Source organism: Streptomyces sp. 71268 (genome assembly GCF_029392895.1).
Taxonomy (GTDB): Bacteria; Actinomycetota; Actinomycetes; order Streptomycetales; family Streptomycetaceae; genus Streptomyces.
In genome coordinates, this window is sequence record NZ_CP114200.1 from 6131509 (window position 1) to 6151163 (window position 19655).

At 73.7% G+C, this 19655-nt stretch carries 17 protein-coding genes; 10 read left to right on the forward strand and 7 right to left on the reverse strand.

Annotated features, from left to right (window positions below; all coding sequences use genetic code 11):
- Window positions 1-208: 208 nt before the first annotated feature.
- Window positions 209-2218: an APC family permease gene (locus tag OYE22_RS24290; RefSeq protein ID WP_277322367.1), complete on the reverse strand. Its 2010-nt coding sequence runs from the start codon at window positions 2216-2218 to the stop codon at window positions 209-211.
- A gap of 545 nt (window positions 2219-2763) precedes the next feature.
- On the opposite strand from OYE22_RS24290, the gene OYE22_RS24295 reads away from it, so the two are divergent.
- Window positions 2764-3258 (forward strand): hypothetical protein, encoded by a 495-nt coding sequence (locus OYE22_RS24295; RefSeq protein ID WP_277322368.1) that lies wholly within the window; start codon window positions 2764-2766, stop codon window positions 3256-3258.
- 66 nt (window positions 3259-3324) lie between these two features.
- Here the strand turns inward: OYE22_RS24295 and OYE22_RS24300 are convergent, their stop codons facing one another.
- From OYE22_RS24300 to OYE22_RS24315, 4 genes are all read right to left on the reverse strand, one after another.
- Complete coding sequence (locus tag OYE22_RS24300; RefSeq protein ID WP_277322369.1) at window positions 3325-4146, reverse strand: PepSY domain-containing protein; 822 nt, start codon at window positions 4144-4146, stop codon at window positions 3325-3327.
- Between the two features lie 222 nt (window positions 4147-4368).
- Window positions 4369-7878 (reverse strand): M20/M25/M40 family metallo-hydrolase, encoded by a 3510-nt coding sequence (locus OYE22_RS24305; RefSeq protein ID WP_277322370.1) that lies wholly within the window; start codon window positions 7876-7878, stop codon window positions 4369-4371.
- Window positions 7879-8266: 388 nt separating this feature from the next.
- Window positions 8267-9682, reverse strand: a complete 1416-nt coding sequence (locus OYE22_RS24310; protein WP_277322371.1) for a helix-turn-helix transcriptional regulator — start codon at window positions 9680-9682, stop codon at window positions 8267-8269.
- A 203-nt stretch (window positions 9683-9885) separates the two neighbouring features.
- Window positions 9886-11148 (reverse strand): cytochrome P450, encoded by a 1263-nt coding sequence (locus OYE22_RS24315; protein WP_277322372.1) that lies wholly within the window; start codon window positions 11146-11148, stop codon window positions 9886-9888.
- A 156-nt stretch (window positions 11149-11304) separates the two neighbouring features.
- Here OYE22_RS24315 and OYE22_RS24320 point away from each other — a divergent pair, with 156 nt between their 5' ends.
- The 8 genes from OYE22_RS24320 to OYE22_RS24350 all read left to right on the forward strand — a co-directional run bounded on the left by OYE22_RS24320 (window position 11305) and on the right by OYE22_RS24350 (window position 16263).
- Entirely contained in the window at window positions 11305-12378 is a 1074-nt protein-coding gene (locus OYE22_RS24320; RefSeq protein ID WP_277322373.1) for a TauD/TfdA family dioxygenase, read from the forward strand.
- Between the two features lie 94 nt (window positions 12379-12472).
- Window positions 12473-13252 (forward strand): TSUP family transporter, encoded by a 780-nt coding sequence (locus tag OYE22_RS24325; RefSeq protein WP_277322374.1) that lies wholly within the window; start codon window positions 12473-12475, stop codon window positions 13250-13252.
- Window positions 13253-13393: 141 nt separating this feature from the next.
- Window positions 13394-13627 (forward strand): DUF6879 family protein, encoded by a 234-nt coding sequence (locus OYE22_RS33480; protein ID WP_348652242.1) that lies wholly within the window; start codon window positions 13394-13396, stop codon window positions 13625-13627.
- Complete coding sequence (locus tag OYE22_RS33485; RefSeq protein WP_348652243.1) at window positions 13612-13917, forward strand: DUF6879 family protein; 306 nt, start codon at window positions 13612-13614, stop codon at window positions 13915-13917. The genes OYE22_RS33480 and OYE22_RS33485 overlap by 16 nt, the downstream gene beginning before the upstream one ends.
- Before the next feature lie 5 nt (window positions 13918-13922).
- Window positions 13923-14792: a helix-turn-helix transcriptional regulator gene (locus tag OYE22_RS24335; protein ID WP_277322375.1), complete on the forward strand. Its 870-nt coding sequence runs from the start codon at window positions 13923-13925 to the stop codon at window positions 14790-14792.
- Between the two features lie 107 nt (window positions 14793-14899).
- On the forward strand, window positions 14900-15157 hold the full coding sequence (locus OYE22_RS24340) for a DUF397 domain-containing protein (RefSeq protein ID WP_277322376.1): 258 nt from the start codon (window positions 14900-14902) through the stop codon (window positions 15155-15157).
- Window positions 15154-15561 (forward strand): hypothetical protein, encoded by a 408-nt coding sequence (locus OYE22_RS24345; RefSeq protein ID WP_277322377.1) that lies wholly within the window; start codon window positions 15154-15156, stop codon window positions 15559-15561. The genes OYE22_RS24340 and OYE22_RS24345 overlap by 4 nt, the downstream gene beginning before the upstream one ends.
- A gap of 246 nt (window positions 15562-15807) precedes the next feature.
- Window positions 15808-16263, forward strand: a complete 456-nt coding sequence (locus OYE22_RS24350) for an ATP-binding protein (protein ID WP_277324301.1) — start codon at window positions 15808-15810, stop codon at window positions 16261-16263.
- Between the two features lie 123 nt (window positions 16264-16386).
- Here OYE22_RS24350 and OYE22_RS24355 read toward each other — a convergent pair whose 3' ends face one another.
- Window positions 16387-17250: an NAD(P)H-binding protein gene (locus OYE22_RS24355; RefSeq protein ID WP_277322378.1), complete on the reverse strand. Its 864-nt coding sequence runs from the start codon at window positions 17248-17250 to the stop codon at window positions 16387-16389.
- Between the two features lie 127 nt (window positions 17251-17377).
- Here OYE22_RS24355 and OYE22_RS24360 point away from each other — a divergent pair, with 127 nt between their 5' ends.
- Entirely contained in the window at window positions 17378-18403 is a 1026-nt protein-coding gene (locus OYE22_RS24360) for an AraC family transcriptional regulator (RefSeq protein ID WP_277322379.1), read from the forward strand.
- Between the two features lie 165 nt (window positions 18404-18568).
- Here the strand turns inward: OYE22_RS24360 and OYE22_RS24365 are convergent, their stop codons facing one another.
- Window positions 18569-19537, reverse strand: a complete 969-nt coding sequence (locus OYE22_RS24365) for a LuxR family transcriptional regulator (protein WP_277322380.1) — start codon at window positions 19535-19537, stop codon at window positions 18569-18571.
- Window positions 19538-19655: the final 118 nt, after the last annotated feature.

The window sequence follows — 19655 nt, forward strand, 5'->3', positions numbered from 1 at the left end:
TCCACCCGCTCACGGCCCGCGATAGGCCCTGGTCAGAGCGGTGCGCCGAAGCCGATCCGCAGCGCGCGGCCCGCGCCCGGCGGCGCCGGAGGCCGGGCCGTGCCCTGTCCCACCGGCGCCGTGACCGGCCGGCACGGCCCCATGTCGCGGGGGCGCGGCGCCTCTTCGAGGGGGCGCGCGGGCGACCGCCACGCTCCGCGCGGGCTGACTATCGCCCCTCGCGCTGGCCGAACCGCACCACCCCCGGCCGGCCGAACCACCCCGCGCCCGAAGCCGCCGCCGACGCGGGGGGTGGGCTGGTGAGGCGGGTGCGGAGCCGGCAGATGACGGCGTCGGTCTCGCGGCGCACCGCGTGGGCCACCACGCCACCGCGCCGGTTGTGCAGCAGCCGGTGCCACGGCCGGGCGGGCTCCACCTCGGGGATCAGCACGGTGATCCGCCAGTGTGGCCGGTCGGCGGTCACCTCCCGTACGTAGGCGGCGACCGGCCGGCCCACCTCGCGCCGGGCCCAGTCCAGGGCGACCAGCGGTACGCCGGGACGCCACAACTCCCAGTCGCGGCGCAGCGCCTCGACCGCCCGCCGGTCCTCGGCGTCGCCGTGGTGGACGGTCACCGCGACCACCTCGTCGCCCAGCGAGACGGCCGCGGCCAGCGCCTCGCTGGTCACCGCGGACAGGCCCGAGACCGGCACCACGACCAGCGAGGGGGCACGGTGCGGCGGATCGGGAATCCGCCCGAGGCCGAGCTGTCGCCCGATCCGCTCGTACGCCCGGCGCACCGCCTCGAAGGCGAGCACGATCAGCGGCAGCGCGACCACGATGAACCAGGCGCCGTCCGTGAACTTGGTCGCGGTGACCACGACCGCGCTCACGCCGGTCAACAGCGCGCCGAAGCCGTTCAGGACCATCCGCGCCCGGCGCCCGCGCATCCCGGGCCGGCGGTGCCAGTGCAGCACCATCCCGGTCTGCGCGAGGGTGAAGCCCACGAAGACGCCGATGGCGAACAGCGGCACCAACGTGTTGGTGTCCCCGCCCGAGCCGACCAACAACAGCGCGGCGACGGCGGCCAGGGCCAGCACCCCGTACCGGTGCACCTGACGGTCGGCCCGCAGGCCGAAGACGTGCGGCAGGTAGTTGTCCCTGGCCAGCAGCTTGAGCAGGACCGGGAGGCCGCCGAAGGAGGTGTTGGCGGAGAGCGCCAGCAGGGCCATGGTGGCGAACTGCACGACGTAGAAGCCGAGTCCGTGGCCCAGCGAGGCGTCCGTGAGCTGGGCGAGCACGGTCACGCCCGCCACCGGTCGCAGCTCGAACCGGGCGATCAGCACCGACAGGCCGATCAGCATCACCCCGAGCACCACCCCGAGCACGACCTCGGCCCGCTGGGCCCGCCGCGCGGCGGGCGCGCGGAAGGACGGTACGGCGTTGGCGATGGCCTCGACGCCGGTCAGCGCGGAGCAGCCGGACGCGAACGCCTTGAGCAACAGCAGGGCGCCGACGGTGGTCGCGTCGTCGGCGAGCACCGCCGCGTGCCCGGCGGACGCCTCCGTGGACAGCGGGGCGTCCCGGCAGAGACCGACGGTGATCACGGTGAGCACGGCGCACACGAAGACCGCCGTCGGCACCAGGAAGGCGCGCGCCGAGTCCACGACGCCGCGCAGGTTCACGCCGGTGACCAGCGCCAACACCCCGAGGCACAGCCACAGCCGGTCGTCGTGCAACCCGGGGTAGGCCGAGGTCAGCGCGGCGACACCGGCGGTCACGGCGACCGCGGCGTTCAGCACGTAGTCCAGGACCAGCGAGGCGGCGGCCACCAGCGAGGCGCGCCGGCCCAGATGCCGCCCCGCCACCGCGTACGCCCCGCCACCGTCCGGGAAGGCCGCGATGACCTGCCGGTAGGAGGCGACGAGCACGGCCAGCAGGGCCGCGATGGCCAGGGTGACGGGCACGGTGTACCCCAGCCCGCGCGCCCCCGCGGCGGCCAGCACCAGGACGATGGCCTCCGGCCCGTAGGCCACCGAGGCCATGGCGTCCAGCGACAGGGCGGCCAGGCCGGTCAGCGCGGTGAGGCGATGCCGGTCCGCGGGGTCGCCCGCGCCGCTCCCGGCGTCGCACTCGGCCCGGGGGGCTTCGGCGGCCGGTGGGGGCGCGGTGGTACCCGGGGAGGCGTCGGCGGCGCGGGCCGCGCCGGACGCCCCCGCCCTTTCGGCGTCGCTGAACATGGCTGGTCTACCTCCGCTGGTGCCGTCGATGGGCGGGCACCAGCGTGAGTGCGGACTTTCCCGTGCGCGCCCCGTCTTGGCACGCCCTTGTCGCCGCGCGCCCCGATCCTCACGCACCCCTGACGCCCGCGCTGACCAGGCACGACGCGAGGCGTGACGGCGCCCAGCGCGGCCGGTGTCAGCGGTGCGTCAAGGTGCGTCGCGCCTGCGTCAGCGCCCCGTCAACGCCCCGCGCCGGCCACCCGCCACCGGCCTACGGTCGCCGTATGCGAAGGCGAGGAGAAGGCGACGGGCCGCCCGGCGAGGCGCCCGCCGCGCGCCGAGAGCGGCGCCCGGGGGCGGGGGTGGCGCGACGGCGCGCCGCGAACCGGGCGAGCCCGCGCCCGCGCGCGCCGGTGGCCTTCGAAGCGGCTGCCCCGGCGACGCCCGCGCCGGCCCCGGGCCGCCAGGGCGCGCCTCGTGGAGGGCGCGGCGGGCAACGGCTAACCGCCGTACCGCGCCCGGCCGCCGCGCCCCGCGCGGTCGGGACGCCGCCCGCCCGGCCCGTGGTCCGGGGCGCGCACTGGCGCGGCGAACTGCGGTTCGCGGTGGGCCTGGCGGCCGCGCTCCTCGCCGGGCTGCTGCTGGTCGACCTCGCCAACGGGACGCTGGGCCTGACCCGCGGCCTGTGCTGGACGGGCCTGGCCCTGTTGCTCCTGGCCGTCCTGACGCCGCCTCGGGTGACGGCGGGCGATGACTGGTTGGCCACGCGCGGGCTGTGGCGCACCCGGTCGGTCCGTACCGACCTGCTGGTGACGGTGCGGCTGGTGGGCGGGGTGACGCCGCGTCTGCTGCTGCGCGACGCGCGCGGGGCGACGGTCTGGATCGACCCGCGCGTGCTGGTCACCGACCCGCCGCTGTGGCGCCGGGTGGAGCGCGGCACGCGCACGGCACAGCGCCGGCGCGTGCTGCGCGGCGGCGCCTGGCTGCTGGCCGAGTTGGGGCGGCGCGCCGCCGAGCACCGGCCGCGCGCGCCCAGGCCGGGGAGCGCGCGGCCCTGACACCGCGCCGCCGCCGGGGCGCGGTGCCGGGCGCGTACGGGGTGGGCCGGGCCGGTGGACGGGGCGTCAGTCGCGGTCGACGTGTTCGCCGACGACCTTCCCGGTCACCGCGTCCACGGCGAAGGTGGTCTTGTTCCAGTCGCGTGGCGTGACGACGTCCACGGACCAGACGAGGGCCCCGGCGTCGTCGTCCCCGAGTTCGACGGAGGTGACCGTGCCCCGCTTGGTGTCGGTGGCGGCCTTGGCCGCCTGTTCGGGGGTGCGCCGGGCCTTGCTGAGCTGGGCCGCCAACTCCCGCTTGTCGTCGCCGTCCTGGTCGGTCTCGGCCTCGGCGCCCAGCACCTTGCCGGAGCCGGCGTCGACGCGTACCCGGTGCGCGGTGCCGTCCTTGGCGGCGACCTTGGCGACCCACTCGGCGCGCCGCGTCCGTGGGCTCGCCGTCCCGCTCGGGCCCGCAGCGCCGGCGTCGGCCGCGCCCGCGTCGCCCGGGGCGTCGTCGCCCGTCCCCTTGTCGCCACGGTCGCCGCCCGTGCCCTTCAGCTCCAACTCGACCAGGCGCCCGCCGGGCACCTCGCCCACCGCCGTCTCGGCCGCCTTGGCGTGGTCGACCCTGGCGAGCGGGAGCAGCGCCTTGCGTTCGGCCTGGTCGTCGGTGAGCCGGCCGGAGGCCGACGGGCTGTCGCCCGGCTGGCTCGGGCTCGACGGGGCCTTGGACGCCTTCGTGGCGCTGGCCGTCGGGGACGCCTGGTCGCCGTCCCCGTCGCCGCCGTCGTCCCCGCAGCCGGCCAGCAGCGCGAGGCAGGCCGCCAGACAGGTCGCGGTCAGGGCGAGGCGGGCGGTCCGGGGGCGCCGGTCCGAGGTGGGCACGGGACTGTACGCACGACTCATGTGTTCACCCCTCACCCGTCGCCGGCCCGAACACTCGGCCCGGGCGCGGATTCGCCCGATCGGACGCCGGCGAGACCCGTCGCGCGCCGGCGCGCACACGTTCGCGGCGCCGCCCTGGTCCCGGGCGGCGCCGCTCGCCGTGCTGGCTGTGCTCCTGGTGTCACCCGTGCGGCGGGCCGGTCACCGGTCGGCCCTCAGCCGGCCCGCCGCACGGTGGGGGCCTCACTTCACGTTCAGCGTCACGTCGTCCACGACGAAGCTGGTCTGCAGGTAGGCGTCCTCCACCGAGGTGAAGGTCACCGTGATCCGCTGACCCGCGTACTGGCTCAGGTCCACCGAACGCTCCTGGTAGCCGCTGGCCGCGTCGGTGTTGTCCAGCGTCTCCACGGTGGTGCCGTTGACCTTGATGGTGAACTGGTCGTACGGCGTGTTCTCCGTCTCGTCGGTGTCCACGTGCAGCCAGTAGCCCAGCGTCGCCGAGGCGCAGCCGGTGGGCACGGTCACCGTCTGGCTGATGGTGTCGCTGGTGGCGTTGCCGTAGCCGCCGAGCCAGGCGTACCGGGTGCCGGTGTGCGCGGTCTGGCCGGCCTGCGAGCCGATCGCCCCGGTGGAGCCGGTCCACGGCGCGCTGCCGTTCTCGAAGCCGCCGTTGACGATGAGCTGCTCGTCGCAGCCCGGGGTGCCGCTACCGACGGTCAGCGTGTAGGTGGCGCTGTGGGTCGCCGTGCCGGTGCCCGTGATGGTGATCGGGTAGGTGCCGGCCGGGGACTGCGCCGACGTGGCGATCCGCACCGCGGCCTTGCCGCCGGAGGTGACGGTCTCCGGGTCGAACGTGGCCTGCGCCCCGCTCGGCAGCCCGGTGGCCGACAGGCGCACCGACTGGGCCGAGCCGTTCGTGGTGGCGGTGATGACGGTGGCGCTGGCGGTGGCACCCGGCTCCACGGTGCCCGAACCGGGCTCGACCGACAGCGAGAAGTCGTCGGCCGGGGCGGTCTCGGAGACGGCCTGCTTCCACAGCGTGTAGGCGATGCCGTCCACGCTACGGTTGAGCGCCGTGGCGTTGATGTTGTTCGTGGTGTCGCAGGACGAGTGGTAGCAGGGGTCGTACGCGCCACCCGAGGTGCCGCCCCACTTCGCGGCCTGGGCCGCGGTCTTGCGGTAGCTGGCGCCGGTCGCGTAGCCCGAGCTCGCGATGCCCGCCTGCTCGAAGGAGTAGTCGTCCGAGCGGCCCGCGCCCTCGGTGTTCTCCTCCGGCTGGAGCTGGAGCGAGTCCCAGTACTCCTTCATCGGCTTGGCGGCGGCGGAGGTGATGTGGTTGATGAAGTAGCCGCCGTTGACCGAGCCGATCATGTCGAAGTTGTAGTACGCCTTGATCTGCGACCGCTGCGTCGAGGAGAGCGAGCGCACGTAGAAGTCCGAGCCGTTCAGGCCCTGCTCCTCGTCGGTCCACCAGCCGAAGCGGACCCGGTTCTTCATGTTCGGGTTCTTCTCGGCCAGCGTCAGGGCCGTCTCAAGCAGCGCGGCCGAGCCCGAGGCGTTGTCGTTGATGCCGGGGCCGGCGCTCACGCCGTCCAGGTGCGCGCCGAACATGTAGGTGTTGGCCGCGTCGCCCTTGGGCCACTCGGCGATCAGGTTCGGACCCGCGCCGGAGGTGCACCCGGAGGTGCAGGCCTGCTCGGTGACGGTGTAACCCGCCGCCTGGAGCTTGCCTTTCACGTACGCGACGGAGTCCCGGTAGCCCTGGCTGGTCGAGCGGCGGTTGCCGCCGTTGCGGCTGGCGATGGACTGGAACTCGGTCAGGTGCGCCCGGACCTTGTTCACGTCGATGTCCGGGGCGCCGGTGCCGGGGCCGCTGCCGCCGACGGTCAGCGTGTACTGCGCGGTGTGCGTCGCGGTGCCCTTGGCCGTGATGGTGATCGGGTACGTGCCCGGGGCGGTGCTGGTGGACGTCGTCACCTTCATGGTGGAGCTGGCGCCGGAGGTCACCGTGGCCGGGGTGAAGGTCACGCTCGCGCCGGCCGGGGCGCCGGTCGCCGACAGGGTGACGGACTGGGCCTCACCGCTGGTGGTCGAGGTGCCGATGGTCGCCGTGGCGGCCGAACCCGGGTCCACGCTGCCCGCCGACGGGCTCACGGACACCGCGAAGTCGCCGCCCTGGCTGGTGCAGGTCGGGTCGCCGGGCTGGGCCGGGATGCTGATCGCGTCCCAGGCGGCCTGGGTCTTGCGGAACAGGTCGCAGGACGCGTCGAGGCCCTTGGCCGCGGTCAGCGTCGCGGTGCGGTAGCGCTTGTGGGTCATGCCGCTGGTCTTGAGCAGCATGCCGCCGTAGAAGATCTTGCCGGCGGTCTGGATGCCGACGCCGGTGACCGTGGAGTTGTTGCAGGTCGGGCTGGTCGGCTTGGAGCCACCGGGGTTGGAGCCCTCGGAGAGCAGGTAGAACCAGTGGTTGAGCGGGCCGGCCGCCGCGTGCACCTCGGTGTTGGGGATGGCCGAGGTGTAACACCGCGGGTGGTTGCTCACCTTCTGCGGGTCGTACATGTTGCGGATCGGGCCGCTGCCGCTGAGGTTGATCATCTCGCCGACGAGGTAGTCGCCGGGCGTGTCGTACGGGGCGGGCTCGTTGGCGTACGCCTCGGTCAGGGCGCCGAAGATGTCGCCGGTGGCCTCGCCGAGGCCGTTCTCGTTGTTGGCGCCGCCCGGCGTGAACTGGTCGATGCCGTGGCCGTACTCGTGGCCGATGACGTCCATCGCCGAGATCCACTCGTTGGCCCGGTTGTGGCCGATGGTGATCCGCGAACCGTCCCAGTACGCGTTCATCTCGTTGAGCCCCACGCGCACCGGCCAGCTTCCGCCGTTGCCGTTGTGCCCGTTACGGCCCAACCAGTCCTTCAGCATGTCCCACTCTTTTTGCGCCCCCCACATCGCGTCGACGCAGCCGGTCTCCTTGCTGGTGGGGTTCCCGTTGCCCCAGTTGTCGCTGGACTTGGTCATGACGCTGCCGCCGCTGTAGTCGGCGCAGCTCAGACCGGGCCGCTTCGGGTCCTTGAGCTGGAACTGGCTGCCGCTGGCGGTGGTGTCGATGGTCAGCGGGTTGGGGCCGTTCCACTTGCTGTTGCCGGTGCCGGCGCGCACGTCGTCGTACGAGTCGACGACCTTGCCGTTGATCGCGTCGACGAACACGTGCAGCCGGCTGGGCGCGTTCGCGGTCGCGCCGCTGAGCACGGTCTCCCAGGCCAGGTGCGCCTTGTTGTCCTTGACCCGGACCACGAGCCGGCGCGACTCGCGCTTGTCCACCTTCTTGAGCAGCGCGCGGCTGGTCTTCTCCGCGGCCGCCGCGGTGATCTTCGCCGTGGTGGAGACGTTGATCCGCGCCTTGGTGGCCGACTGGGTGCCGCGCACCTTGCCCTGCGCGTCGGCGAGTACGACGGCGTCCCCGCCGACGACGGGCAGCCCGTGGTAGGTGCGCTCGTACGCGACCGAGTACAGGCCGCGCAGCCACGGCGTGACGCCGCGCCGCTGGTACTCCTCGTCCGGGCCCTTGGCCAGCGCGTCCAGGCCGCTGGCGGTGGCCTGGTCGGCGGCGGCGACGGCCCGGTCGGCCGGCTTGGGCTTGGCGGTGGCGGTCCGCGGGTTCTCCGCGGGCGCCGCCGACGCCGTGGTGACGGCGGGCAGCGCGGCTATGCCGAGTGTGACGGCCAAAGACACGCCGACCACCGTGATTCTTCGTAGCACGTTGGCTCCTTGGGGATCGCGAGCTGCACGATTCGTGGGGTTCGGTTGAGCTGCCCGGCCAGGGCCACGTGCGTGGCGTACGCCGACCGCCAGGGGCCCGGCCGCACCGCGTCGCACACAGCATGTCCATGACTAAGCCGCCGCACCGTCACATCCGGGGGCGGGCGGCGTCAACGGATCGCCGGGCCGGCTGGGCTTCTGGCAACAACCGGAAAGGGCCGCCCGATAACCGGACGCGGCAGGTCGGGGCGTCAGCCGTGGCTGGACGGGCCGAGCGGCGGGCGACCCTGGCCGACAGGCGACCCCGGCCGACAGGCAGCCCCCGCCAACAGGCAGCTCGCGTCAGCAGACAACCCCGCCAGGCAGCCCCGCGCTCGGCGCCGGGTGGTCAGCCCTCCAGGGCGCGCAGCCGGTCGCCGAAGTCGCGTACCGCGTGCAGGTCGCCCCAGCGCCCGACGAGGCGCGCCGCCAGGCCACGCAGCTCCCGGGAGATGGTCATCTGCCGGGCGTGGCCCGCCTGTTCGAGCACCGGGCCGACCAGCGCGAGGGCCCCGTCCGGGTCGCCGGCGCACGCGTGGCAGTCGGCCAGCCGCACCGTCAGCAGCAGGTGGGCCAGAGCCATCCGGGGCGGGAGGTGCGCCAGCGAACTAGCCGTCGCCAGCGCCGCGTCCCGGGCGGTGGCCGGGTCGTCGGTGGCGGCCGCCAGGTCCCGCAGCGCCCCACCCACCGCCGACTCGACCCGTAGCAGCCCCTCCGCGCCGCACAGCCACGGAGCCTCGGCCTCGTCCCGCGCGTCCAGCGCGGCGAGCCTGCGGCGGGCGAGCGCCGCCTGCCGCCTGGTCTCCGCGCCGTCGCCGAGGACGGCGTACGCCCGCGCCTGGTAGGCGTGGGTCAGCGTCATCACCCAGCCCCGACCGGAGTCGACCGCGGCGATGTCCTGGGCGTAACCCAGGGCCGCCGTAGGATCGCCGTCGACCCGGGCCAGGGTGCTCAGGTCGCTGGGCAGGATGCCCCGGGCCACGATGTCGTCGGTGCTCTGCGCCCAGCGGAGGCCGTGGCAGAACCAGGCCATGGCGATGGCGCTCTGCCCGCGCTCCATCCGCAGCCGGCCCGCCAACTGCGCGTAGTCGGCGGCCAGTCGGAGTTGCGCGGTGGGGAAGGTGCCCGTGACGTGCACCGCCTCCGCCCAGGCCACCACCGAGCGCAGCACCCGCTCCACGGTGCTCACCTGGGCCGCCGTCGGCGTCGCGGCCGTGCTCAGCCGTACCTGCGCGCTGAGCAGGCCCGCCAGGCCGTGCACGGTGTCCGGGTCGGAGGCCACCGGCAGCCGGTCCTCGGCGGCCCGGTGCACCCGCGCGAGCAGCGCGTGGGTCTCGCCGAGCGCGGGCACCGCGCAGTCCACGCGCTCGTGCAGCGGACAGCGCGGCCCCTGTACGGAGAGCCTGGTCGGCCAGTCGTCCACGGCCAGCGGCCCCAGCAGGCGCGGCTGCCGCCCGCCGGGCACCGGCCGAAACAGCGACGCCGCGTCCCAGGGCGAGCCGCCCGGCCAGCTCATCGGCGAGCCGTGCGCGCCGGCCGCGATCGCCGACAGCTCGCCCCCGGCGCCGAGCACCGCGTCGACCCGGCGCACCAGGCTCGCCGGCAGCTCCCGCTTCCCGCTCTCCCACTTGCTGACCACGCTGTGGTGGTAACCCAGGCGCAGCCCGAGCTGGTGCTGGGTCAGCCCCGCGCGCCGCCGGCAGTGCCGAAGCTGTCGTCCGAACTCGGTCCACACTCCCGACACCGGGGCGTCCTTGACGGGCATGGCCAACTCCTGTCCGTGACTGCGCGCCCATCGCCCGCTGGCGACGGCGGCTTTCGCAGGGCCCACCTACCGGATGCTGCTGCGTCGGCTGAGCCCGGAGATTAACGGTTCAGGGAATGCGGCGTATATGAGCTTTACCCAAAGCTGACGTGTTGCCCCGAGCTTGACCCGCGGGTGACCCCGCGACGGCCGGTATCCGGCCGTCAGCCCGTCCCGCCGGCGGTGAGCCGGACCGGCAGGGTGTGCGTGCTGTTGCCGATGAAGCTGGGGTGCGGCGGCAACTCGGCCTCCGGCACCGCGAGGTCGAGATCCGGGAACCGCTCGTAGAGCATGCCCAGCGCGAGGGTCGCCTCCATCCGGGCCAGCGGGGCGCCCAGGCAGTAGTGCGGGCCGTGGCTGAACGCCAGGTTCCGCACGTCGGTCTCGCGCGTGACGTCGAACCGGTCGGCGCCCGGCCCGTACGCCAGCGAATCGCGCCCCGCCGCCGTGTACGAGGCGAGCACCGGGGCGCCGCGCGGGATGACCGTGTCGCCGACGGCCAGGTCGGTGGTCGGGTAGCGGAACGGGAAGTAGCTGACCGGGCTGTCGTAGCGCAGCGTCTCCTCGACCACCGCGTCCCACCCGACCTCGCCGGCGAGCACGCGGGCCAACTGGTCACGGTGGGCGCACAGCGCGCGCACCGCGTTGGTGATCAGGTGCAGGTTGGTCTCGTGCCCGGCGATGACGACCAGCAACAGCGTGGCGGCCAGCTCCTCCTCGCTCAGCCGGTCGCCGTCCTCCTCCCGGGCCGCGATCAGGGCGCTGGTCAGGTCGTCCCCGGGGGCGGCCCGCCGGTCGGCGGCGACCTGGGACAGGACCGCGTACATCTCCTCGGTGGCGGCGCGCGCCCGCCGCGGGGCGGTGGCGGTACTGACGATGTCGTGCGACAGCTCGTGCAGCCGCCGTTCGTACGCCGGGGCCACGCCGAGCAGTTCGCAGATCACGCCGAGCGGCAGCGGCAGGGCGAAGCGCTCGCGCAGGTCCACCACGCCGTCCGGGGCCTGGGCCGCCGCGTCGGCCACCTGGTCGAGCAGCGCCCGGGTCCGCTCCCGCACGCGCGGGCGCAGCGCCTCCACCCGGCGCGGCGTGAACGCCCTGCTGACCAGGGCGCGCAGCCGCCGGTGCTCGTCACCGTCCGCGGTGGTCATGCCCCGGACGGTGGCGAACGCGGTCAGCGGCCAGCCCGCGGGCAACTCGCCGGCGTGCAGCGCGGCGAAGTGGCGGGCGTCCTTGGCGACGGCGGGGTCCTGGAGGAACTCCGTCAGCTCAGCGTGGCGTACGACGGCGTACGCGGGAACCTCGCCCGGCAGCACGAGCGGCACCGCCGCGCCGAGCTCGCGCAGGGCGGCGTTGACGGCGTGCTGGTCGACCCCGCGCGGGTCGAGCCGGTGTGGGAGGGTGACAGGGCAGCGCTGGGGGTCGCTCATCGACCATCTCCCCGTGGAGGGCGGACCGTTGCCGGTCAGGGTAGCCACGGAACGGCGGATTCCCCCCGGGGGCGGGAAGGCGCCGAAGCTCAGAACTACCTCAATAATCGGCCAGTTCGCGGACGCGCCCGGGTTCGGTTTCCTAGGCTCGTGATCATGACCGCCACACCGGCGCCCGGGCCCCTCCGCAAGCGACGCCCTGCCGCGACCCCCCACCCGCCGGCGGGCGCACCGGAGCCGGCCCACCCCGACGCGCCGGCCGGGCCCCGCGCCGCCGCGCCCGCCCCGCCCTCGCCCGAACCGACCTCGCCGGCCCCGCCGCCGTCGCGCGCCGCCGCCCCGCTGCCCGACGAGGACCCGCGGCACTACCTGGAGCACGGCGCCCGACTGCTCCGCGATTGCCTGCCCGCCGCCACGTTGCAGCGCGTGGCGCGCTGGCGGAGCGCCCCCACGCCGTGGCTGGAACTGACGGGGTTGCCCCGGCCGGAGACCGAGGTGCCGACCCCGCGCACCGGCTTCTGCGACGAGTCGCTGCTGACCGTCCCCAACCTGGTCCACTTCGGACTGCTGCGCCTGCTCGGCCTGGAGCCGGTCGCCTACCGCTGGGAGAACCGGGGCCGCCTGGTCCGCAACGTCGCCCCGAGCCCCGACGCCGCCCGGAGCCAGACCTCCTGGGGGTACGCCACCGGTCTGGACTGGCACACCGACGACTCGGTGCTCGACCACCGCGCGGACGGCACGCCCGAAGAATCCATTCCGCACTTCCTCTCCTTCTACGGCATGCGCAACACCGAGCGCGTCCCGACCTGGCTGCTGTCCGTCGACGAGGTCCTCGCCGGCCTGCCCGCCACCACCGCCGACGCGCTGCGCCAACCGGACTTCGACGTCACCGCCCCCGAGTCGTACGCCCCCACCGGCGCCGACACCGCCGGCAGGCCGCCGCTGCGCACCGGCGTACCCCTGCTGTGGACGCTGCCGAGCGGAGAGGTCGGCCTGCGGTACGGGCCGGGGCGGGTCACCGGGCGCACGCCGGCGGCGCGCGCGGCGCTGGCGCGGTTCGAGGCCCGGATCTCCGCCTGCGAGGGCGAGCCGGTCACGGTGGAGGCGGGCGGCTTCCAGATCTTCGACAACCGTAGGGTGATGCACCGGCGGCTCCCGTTCGAGCCCGCCGCCGCGGACCGCGCACGCTGGCTTCGCCGCTGCTACGCGCGGAGCACCGCGGCGGCCTGACCCCGGCACCGCCGGGGGCCACGCCGCGCGGGCCGGCGCCCGCGGGTCAGGAAGGGTACGGCCGCGGCCCGACGCGACGGCCTGAGAGGCGACGATGCACGACATATCCCTGCTGACGCTGGCCCTGCTGTGCCTGGCGGCGGCCATGGCGGGCTGGATCGACGCGGTGGTCGGCGGCGGCGGGCTGCTCCAACTCCCGGCCCTGCTGGTCGGCCTGCCCCACGTGCCCGCGGCGCACGTCCTCGGCACGAACAAGGCGGTCGCGGTCGTCGGCACGTCGGCCGCCGCCATCACCTACACCCGCAAGGCCCCGGTGGACGTGCCCACCGCCATCCGCATCGGCCTCGCCGCGGTCGCCGGCTCCTTCGGCGGCGCGTTCTTCGCCGCCGGCATCAACAGCGCCGTCCTGCGCCCGCTGATCATGGTGGTGCTGCTGGCGGTGCTGGCCTTCGTGCTGCTGCGCCCCACGTTCGGCGCGAGCCCCGGCACGGGCCCGGTGACCCGTAACCGCGTGCTGGCCGCCATCCTCGTCGCGGGCCTCGGCATCGGCTTCTACGACGGCCTGATCGGCCCCGGCACCGGCACGTTCCTGGTCATCGCCTTCGCCGCGATCCTGCACATGGACCTGGTCACGGCGTCGGCCACCACGAAGGTCGTCAACACCTGCACCAACCTGGGCGCGTTGGCCATGTTCACCGCCCAGGGCGCCGTCCTGTGGTCCATCGCCGCCCCCATGGCCCTGTTCAACCTGGCCGGCGGCATGCTGGGCGCCCGCATGGCCCTCAAGCGGGGGAGCGGCTTCGTGCGCGTGGTGCTGGTCGTGGTCGTGGTCACCCTGGTCTGCAAGCTGGGCTACGACCAGTGGGTGGCCTGACTCGCGGGCTTGCGGACTCGCGCCAGCGGGGACGATTCTTCGCGATCTTGGCGTGCGAGTTTTCGCAAGTCGGTGGCTGTGACGCTGTGTTGTCGGCAAGTGTGGTCTCGGTAATCGCCGATCGAGCGGGAGGCTTGCGCGATGACTGACGTTCCCACCTTCCAGGAGCTGTTCACCGCCTGCCGGGAATCCGCACTTCACCTGGAGATGCGTGATGGCTACATGCGCAGTGAGGCGAACTTCCGGGCCTGGCAGAAGGGAGAGTACGGAGCGAAGGAGGCCGCCGACCCCACGCGTCCCTGGTTGAACCTCATGCGTGAGGTGACGGGACGTGGCGTGGCGGGCGCCGGGCGCGCATCGTGTCGGAGCCGCTGAGCGAATACGTGCGCTACGAGTACGACGTGACGGCGGGCAACGTGGCGGGCGGCGAACAGGTCCGCTGGCTGCCCCGGCGCCGGGCCACTGACCTGGCGCTGCCCGGGAACGACTTCTGGTTGTTCGACGGGGAGACGCTGCTGATCAACCACTTCGACGGGGAGGGCGAGCTGACTCCGCAGGATGACAAGGAATTGATTACCGATCCCGCTGTGCTCAAGCTGTGCGCGACGGCGTTCGAAGCTGTGTGGGATCGGGCTACGCCACATGAAGATTACCGGCCAGCCTGATCCCTGTGCTCGTCCGGGAAACTGATGCCGTGCCTTCGCCGTCATCCAGTGCCCAGGAAGCCAGGAGAGCCCTTGGCCAGCGCCTCCGGGAGATCCGGAAGGAAACTTCGCTCACGGCGAGAGCGCTGGCCAAGCGTGCCGGTTGGCACGAGTCGAAATGTTCCCGCCTTGAGAACGGGAAGACCCGGCCCTCCGAGGAAGATCTGCGCGTATGGACACTGCACTGCGGAGCGCTGGACCAGCTCGATGGTCTCATTGCCTTTGTTCGCAACATGGAAGGCATGTACGTCGAGTGGCATCGCGCCATGCGCGGTGGTCTGCGCAGACTGCAGGAGAGTGACGTATCGCTCTACGAGGCGACCCGGAGATTCCGGATCTACGAGCCGGGCGTCATCCCGGGGCTGCTGCAGACTCCTGGTTATGCTGCCGCGCTGATGGGCGACATCATAGATTTCCATCAACTGCCGGATGACTCCCGGGCCGCGGTCGCCGTTCGGATGGAGCGTCAACGCGTCCTTTGCCGCGGTGACCGCACCTTCGCGATGGTGCTTGAAGAGTCAGCGTTGCGGACCCGCATCGGTGGAGCCGAAGTCATGGCGGCGCAGCTTGGCCACCTGTTGGTCGCAGCGTCGTTGCCGCGCGTCAGTTTGGGGATTATCCCGGCGAGCGTCGAACGACGTATGTGTCCGGCAGAAGGGTTCTGGGTCTTTGACGATGACCGCGTGAAGGTTGAGCTTGTATCGGCTGAAGTGACAGTCACGCAACCTCAGGAAATCGAGCTCTACGCCAGGACTTTCGCAGGGATGAGCGCACTGGCGGTTTACGGCGAGCAGGCCCGTGCGCTGATCGAGGACGCCCGCGCCGCGCTCGGGTGAAGCGGGCGCAAGTTCGCGCACATCCGTGGAGGCCCGCTGGTCCCGCTTCGTAGCTTCCTGCTCAGCGCGGCGCTGCCGAGCGTCGCCGAGCAGGAAGGACGAAGCCGATGACCTCAATCGACCTTTACGAACTCGACCTCTACGAACTCGACCTCCGCGACGCGCGGTTCAGCCCGCCCGCCGGCTGCGGCGGCAACCCGCCGGACGCTCCCGAGACGTGCGTGACGCTCGCGCCGATCCCGGGCGTGGCCGGTGCGTACGCGCTCGGTGACAGCAAGCGGCCCGGTGCCGAGCCGTTGCGGTTCACCGGAGCGGAGTTGCGGCGGGCGGGGATCGATCCGGCGCGGTTTCGCCCCTCCGCGTGAGCGGTGGTCGGCCGCCGCACTTCCACGCGTACTCCTGGGTCGGGCCCAAGCCCGACTTCGACCGGGAACGTGACCGGCGGCCCGAAAGCCCCGGGTTCGCGGCCTCGGAGTTGCCGCCGCTCCAGGTGGCGCACTGGCTGCGCAAGCCGGGGCGGCTGGTGCGGGCCACGTACCAGGGGCCACGCGAGGCGGCGGCGTGGCTGGCCGAGCGGGTGGCGGAGAACGTGGTCGTCGAGCGGCTGCGCCCGCCCCTGGACGCCCAGGTCACGCTGGCCGTCCAGACGCTGGGGTGGGGCGGCGACATCGGCTGGGGCGCCTACGTGGGCGGAACGCGGTTCCTGTCACTCGCGGTGGTCGCCTGCCCCAACCGGGCCGATCCCGGCGCCCGCTGCCCGCTTCGCTAGCCCGACGACGTGGCCCGTCAGCCTTCCCCCGTGACCGCCCCGTATGCGTACGGGGCGGTCACGGAGCGGCATGCTCCGCCACAAGCGGCTGAAACGGAGGTAATCGGTCCGCGCGCGAGTAAAAGGATCAGCCGCGTGGCACTACTTTCCGTAGTTGATCGCTCGCGCGGCGACCGGCCGGGTGGGAACTCCGATCGGCCGAGTTGACGTGCGCAAGACCGTTCTTCCTGGAGGTGTGTGGTGACCTTGGCGCCCCAAGGCCCGTCCGGTCTAGCTGGCGATACGGACCAAGCCGCCGTAGCGTACGACCGATTTGATTACACGCCGTATCCGAAAAGCGTACTGCGGGCCCGTAAGCGCGCCGCGCGGCTCGTCGCGGAGTGGGGGCTGCCGGCCCTCGCCGACGACGTGGCCCTGGTCGTCTCCGAGCTGGCGAGCAACGCCGTGCTGCACGGCGCGTTGCGCGGCCGGCTGTTCCGCGTGCAGCTCACGCTCACCGAGGCGGTGCTACGGATCGCCGTCAGCGACCCGAAGGGCGAGCGGCTGCCGCGGACCAGACAGCCCGGGCCCGACGACAAGTTCGGGCGGGGGCTGCTCATCGTGGACGCGCTCGCGGCCCGGTGGGGCGTGCGGGAGCGCACGATCGGCAAGGACGTGTGGGCGGAGTTCGATGTGGCGCGGGGCGCGCGACCTCGCGGCTAGACCACGGCAACGGGCCCCCGCCGTGCGGCGGGGGCCCGCCCCTTTCCCACCGCGCCCCGCACGGCCGCCCGGCGCCGCTCCGCACTGCTCGGCGCCGTGCCGCGCGGGCGCGTGGGGCCCGGGTCACGCCGTGGGCTTGGCCCACGCGCCGGAGGCGGCCGTTGCCTCGATGTAGCCGGCGATGTCGCGCGGCTCGCGCCCGAGCACGCGTTGGACGCCGTCCGCGAGACGGGCGTTCCCGCCGTCGCGGATCACGGCGAACAGCCGCCGCAACACCTCGACGAAGTGCGGGTCCGTCCCCGCCTGCGTCAACTCGGCGGTGAACCGCTCCTCGTCGAGCGCGGTGTAGCGGATCTCCCGGCCGGCGGCCCGGGAGATCTCCGCGACGACGTCCCCGAACGTCAGCAGCCTCGGCCCCGTCAGTTCGTACGTCTGCCCGGAGTGTCCGTCCTCGGTCAGCGTCGCCACCGCCACGTCGGCGATGTCCTCGACGTCGATGAACGGCTCCTGGCCGTCCCCGGTCGACAACCGCACGTCACCGGCCAGAATCGACGGCAGGAAGAAGTCCTCGCTGAAGTTCTGCGCGAACCAACTCGGCCGCAGCACCGTCCACTCGGCCACCCCGGACTCCCGGACCGCCCGCTCGCCGTCGATGACCGGCTCCGACTCGCGCGCCGACAGCAGCACGACGCGCCGTACGCCTGCGGCCACGGCGCGCGTCGCGAACGCCCGTACCGCGCTCGCCGACTCCGGGCTCGTCAGCTCGCCGGGCGGCACCAGGTACACCGCGCCCACCCCCGCGAGGGCCGGGTCCCAGGTGTCCTCCTCCTCCCAGACGAAGCGCTGCCGCCCGCCCTCGGCGGACCGCGACGCCACCCGTACGGCCAGGCCACGCTCCCGCAGTCGCTCCACCACGCGGCGACCGGTCTTGCCAGTCCCGCCCAACACCAGAAAGTCGCTGTCCCGCAGCAGACCGTTGTCCGTCATGCCGCCCAGTCAACCGGCGCGCGCTGGGGGCGACCATGGTCGAAAGGCTCGCCGGCATGTCCGTTCGTCCACCCCGCGCGCGGAAATCCGTCCGCACCGCGCACAGACGTCCGTTTACGCTGACGCCATGGACGCGCTCGCTGATCTCCTGAACGAGGCACGGGCCCGCGGGGCTCTCTTCCACCAGTCCATCCTGGCCCCGCCCTGGTCGTTGCGGTTTCTGCACGGCGCGCCCCTCGCGCTGGTCACCATGGTGCGCGGCGACGCCTGGATCACGCCCGGCGGCGCGGCCCCGGTGGCGCTGCGGGCCGGCGACATCGCGATCGTGCGCGGGCCGCAGCCGTACACGGTCTCGGACCGCGCCGGCGTCCCGCCCCAGGTGTTGGTCCACAACGACGACCACTGCACCACGCCGACCGGCGAGGACGTCAGCCAGGCGCTGACGCTGGGGGTGCGGACGTACGGGAACAGCCGGGCGGGGGAGGGGCTGTTGCTCAGCGGCGCGTACCAACTCCCCAGCGACGTGGGCGAGCGGCTGCTCGCCGCGCTGCCCCCGCTGCTCGTGCTCACCGAGGAGTGCTGGGACTGCCCGCTGATGCCGTTCGTCGCGGAGGAGGTCGCGCGCGACGAGCCGGGCCAACAGGTCGTCCTGGACCGGATGCTCGACCTGTTGCTCATCTCGACGCTGCGGGCCTGGTTCGCCCGCCCGGAGGCCGAGGCCCCCGCCTGGTACCGGGCGCACGGCGATCCGGTGGTGGGGCGGGCGCTGCACCTGCTGCACGACAACCCGGCGCACCCGTGGACCGTCGTCGAACTCGCCGCCAAGACCGGCGTCTCGCGCGCCGCCCTCGCCCGCCGCTTCACCGCGCTCGTCGGCGAGCCGCCGATGACGTACCTGACCGGCTGGCGCATGGCGCTCGCCGCGGATCTGCTGCGCGAGCCGGACATGACGGTGGAGCGCGCCGCGCGCCGGGTCGGGTACGCCAACGCCTTCGCTCTGAGCGTGGCGTTCAAGCGGGTGCGCGGCGTGAGCCCGAGCGCCCACCGGGCCCGCGCCCAGCGCTCCCGGCCCGCCCAGCCACCGCGTACCACCCCGGCGGCCCCGCGCGAGGCCGCTTCCCCGGCCCCGGCGTCACCGGCCTCGCGCGTCTGACCCCGCGGTAGCCGCGCCACCGGCACCGTGGCTCGCGCCGCCACCGGACCCGGCACCTGCCCCGCGACCGTCCCCGGGCCCCTCCGTACCGCTCGGCCGACGCGGCGGCCGAGCGCGGCCCAGCGCGGCCGCGCGCGGGCGCGTGTGCGAGCGGCCGCGAGTGGACTACAGCCAGCCGCGCCGGGCCGCCTGGAGACCCGCCTGGAAGCGGGTCTGGGCGCCCATCAGGGCCATGAGCTGGGCGACGCGGCGGGTCATGGTGCGCTGCGTGATGCCCAGCGTGCGCATGATCGACGCGTCCTTCATGCCGCTGGCGAGCATGCTCAGCAGTTCCCGGTCCCGCTCGTCCAGCGGGCTGTCGGCCGGGGCGCTGACGCCGATCGGCGCGGCCCGCTCCCACATCAGGTCGAAGCACGTGACGATCGCCGTCAGCAGCGGCGACGGGCGCACCACGATCGCGGCCGAGGACTCGCTCGCCTCCAGGACCAGTGGGATCACGGCGCTGGAGCGGTCCGCGATCAGCATCTTGAGTCGCGCCACCGGCAGGCTCCGCGCCTGCTCGCCCTTGGCGACGCAGGACCAGACGAACTCCATCCGGCCCGGCATCTCCAGCGCCGACGCGTCGTAGATGACCCGGCACTCGACGCCGCGCCGCAGCAACTGGTCCTCGATGGGGTTGTCGTTGGCCGTCGCGCTGAAGTACGGCGGGCAGTCGACCACCAGCATCTCCCGCTCCGCGCCGAGCTGGAGCTGCTCGACCCGGTCCCGCATCGCGAGTGGGCCCTCGACCAGCTCGATGAGGTCCCCGGGGCTGTTCGCGGTCGCTCCCTGGTAGCGCACGGCCAGCTCCCGCAGGTGCCCGCGCAACTCCTCCAGCTCCTGGTGGCGCCGCTCGGCGAGGGCGTCGAAGGCCGCGCCGGGCGGGGCGGCGGTGTAGCGGGCGGGCCGGCCCCCGATCCTGGCGATCAGGCCCGACTCTACCAGCCGCCGCAGGGCGGGGCGGACCTGGGCCGGGGTCGCCCCGACGGCTTCGGCGAGTTGGGTCGTGGTGCAGCGAGGGGTGGACAGCACATGCAGATACAGGGCGCTCTCGGTGGCGCCGAGACCCACGGGTTCCAGCAGCGCATCCGGCATCGGCCCAGCATAGGAAGGGCGAGCGCGGGCGGCTAGTTGTGGCCATCGGCCACCTTTCGGCATTCCGGCCGATGGGTATCCACGCTACGGTGCACCAGATTCCACCTGCCCGATTCAT

Excerpts from the sequence above, each read along its gene's own strand:
- OYE22_RS24325 (WP_277322374.1), top strand. The coding sequence starts at position 12,473 with ATGCACGACATATCCCTGCTGACGCTGGCCCTGCTGTGCCTGGCGGCG.
- OYE22_RS24355 (WP_277322378.1), bottom strand. The coding sequence starts at position 17,250 with ATGACGGACAACGGTCTGCTGCGGGACAGCGACTTTCTGGTGTTGGGC.
- OYE22_RS24340 (WP_277322376.1), top strand. The coding sequence starts at position 14,900 with ATGACCTCAATCGACCTTTACGAACTCGACCTCTACGAACTCGACCTC.
- OYE22_RS24310 (WP_277322371.1), bottom strand. The coding sequence starts at position 9,682 with ATGCCCGTCAAGGACGCCCCGGTGTCGGGAGTGTGGACCGAGTTCGGA.
- OYE22_RS24300 (WP_277322369.1), bottom strand. The coding sequence starts at position 4,146 with ATGAGTCGTGCGTACAGTCCCGTGCCCACCTCGGACCGGCGCCCCCGG.
- OYE22_RS33480 (WP_348652242.1), top strand. The coding sequence starts at position 13,394 with ATGACTGACGTTCCCACCTTCCAGGAGCTGTTCACCGCCTGCCGGGAA.
- OYE22_RS24320 (WP_277322373.1), top strand. The coding sequence starts at position 11,305 with ATGACCGCCACACCGGCGCCCGGGCCCCTCCGCAAGCGACGCCCTGCC.
- OYE22_RS24290 (WP_277322367.1), bottom strand. The coding sequence starts at position 2,218 with ATGTTCAGCGACGCCGAAAGGGCGGGGGCGTCCGGCGCGGCCCGCGCC.
- OYE22_RS24315 (WP_277322372.1), bottom strand. The coding sequence starts at position 11,148 with ATGAGCGACCCCCAGCGCTGCCCTGTCACCCTCCCACACCGGCTCGAC.
- OYE22_RS24365 (WP_277322380.1), bottom strand. The coding sequence starts at position 19,537 with ATGCCGGATGCGCTGCTGGAACCCGTGGGTCTCGGCGCCACCGAGAGC.
- OYE22_RS24360 (WP_277322379.1), top strand. The coding sequence starts at position 17,378 with ATGGACGCGCTCGCTGATCTCCTGAACGAGGCACGGGCCCGCGGGGCT.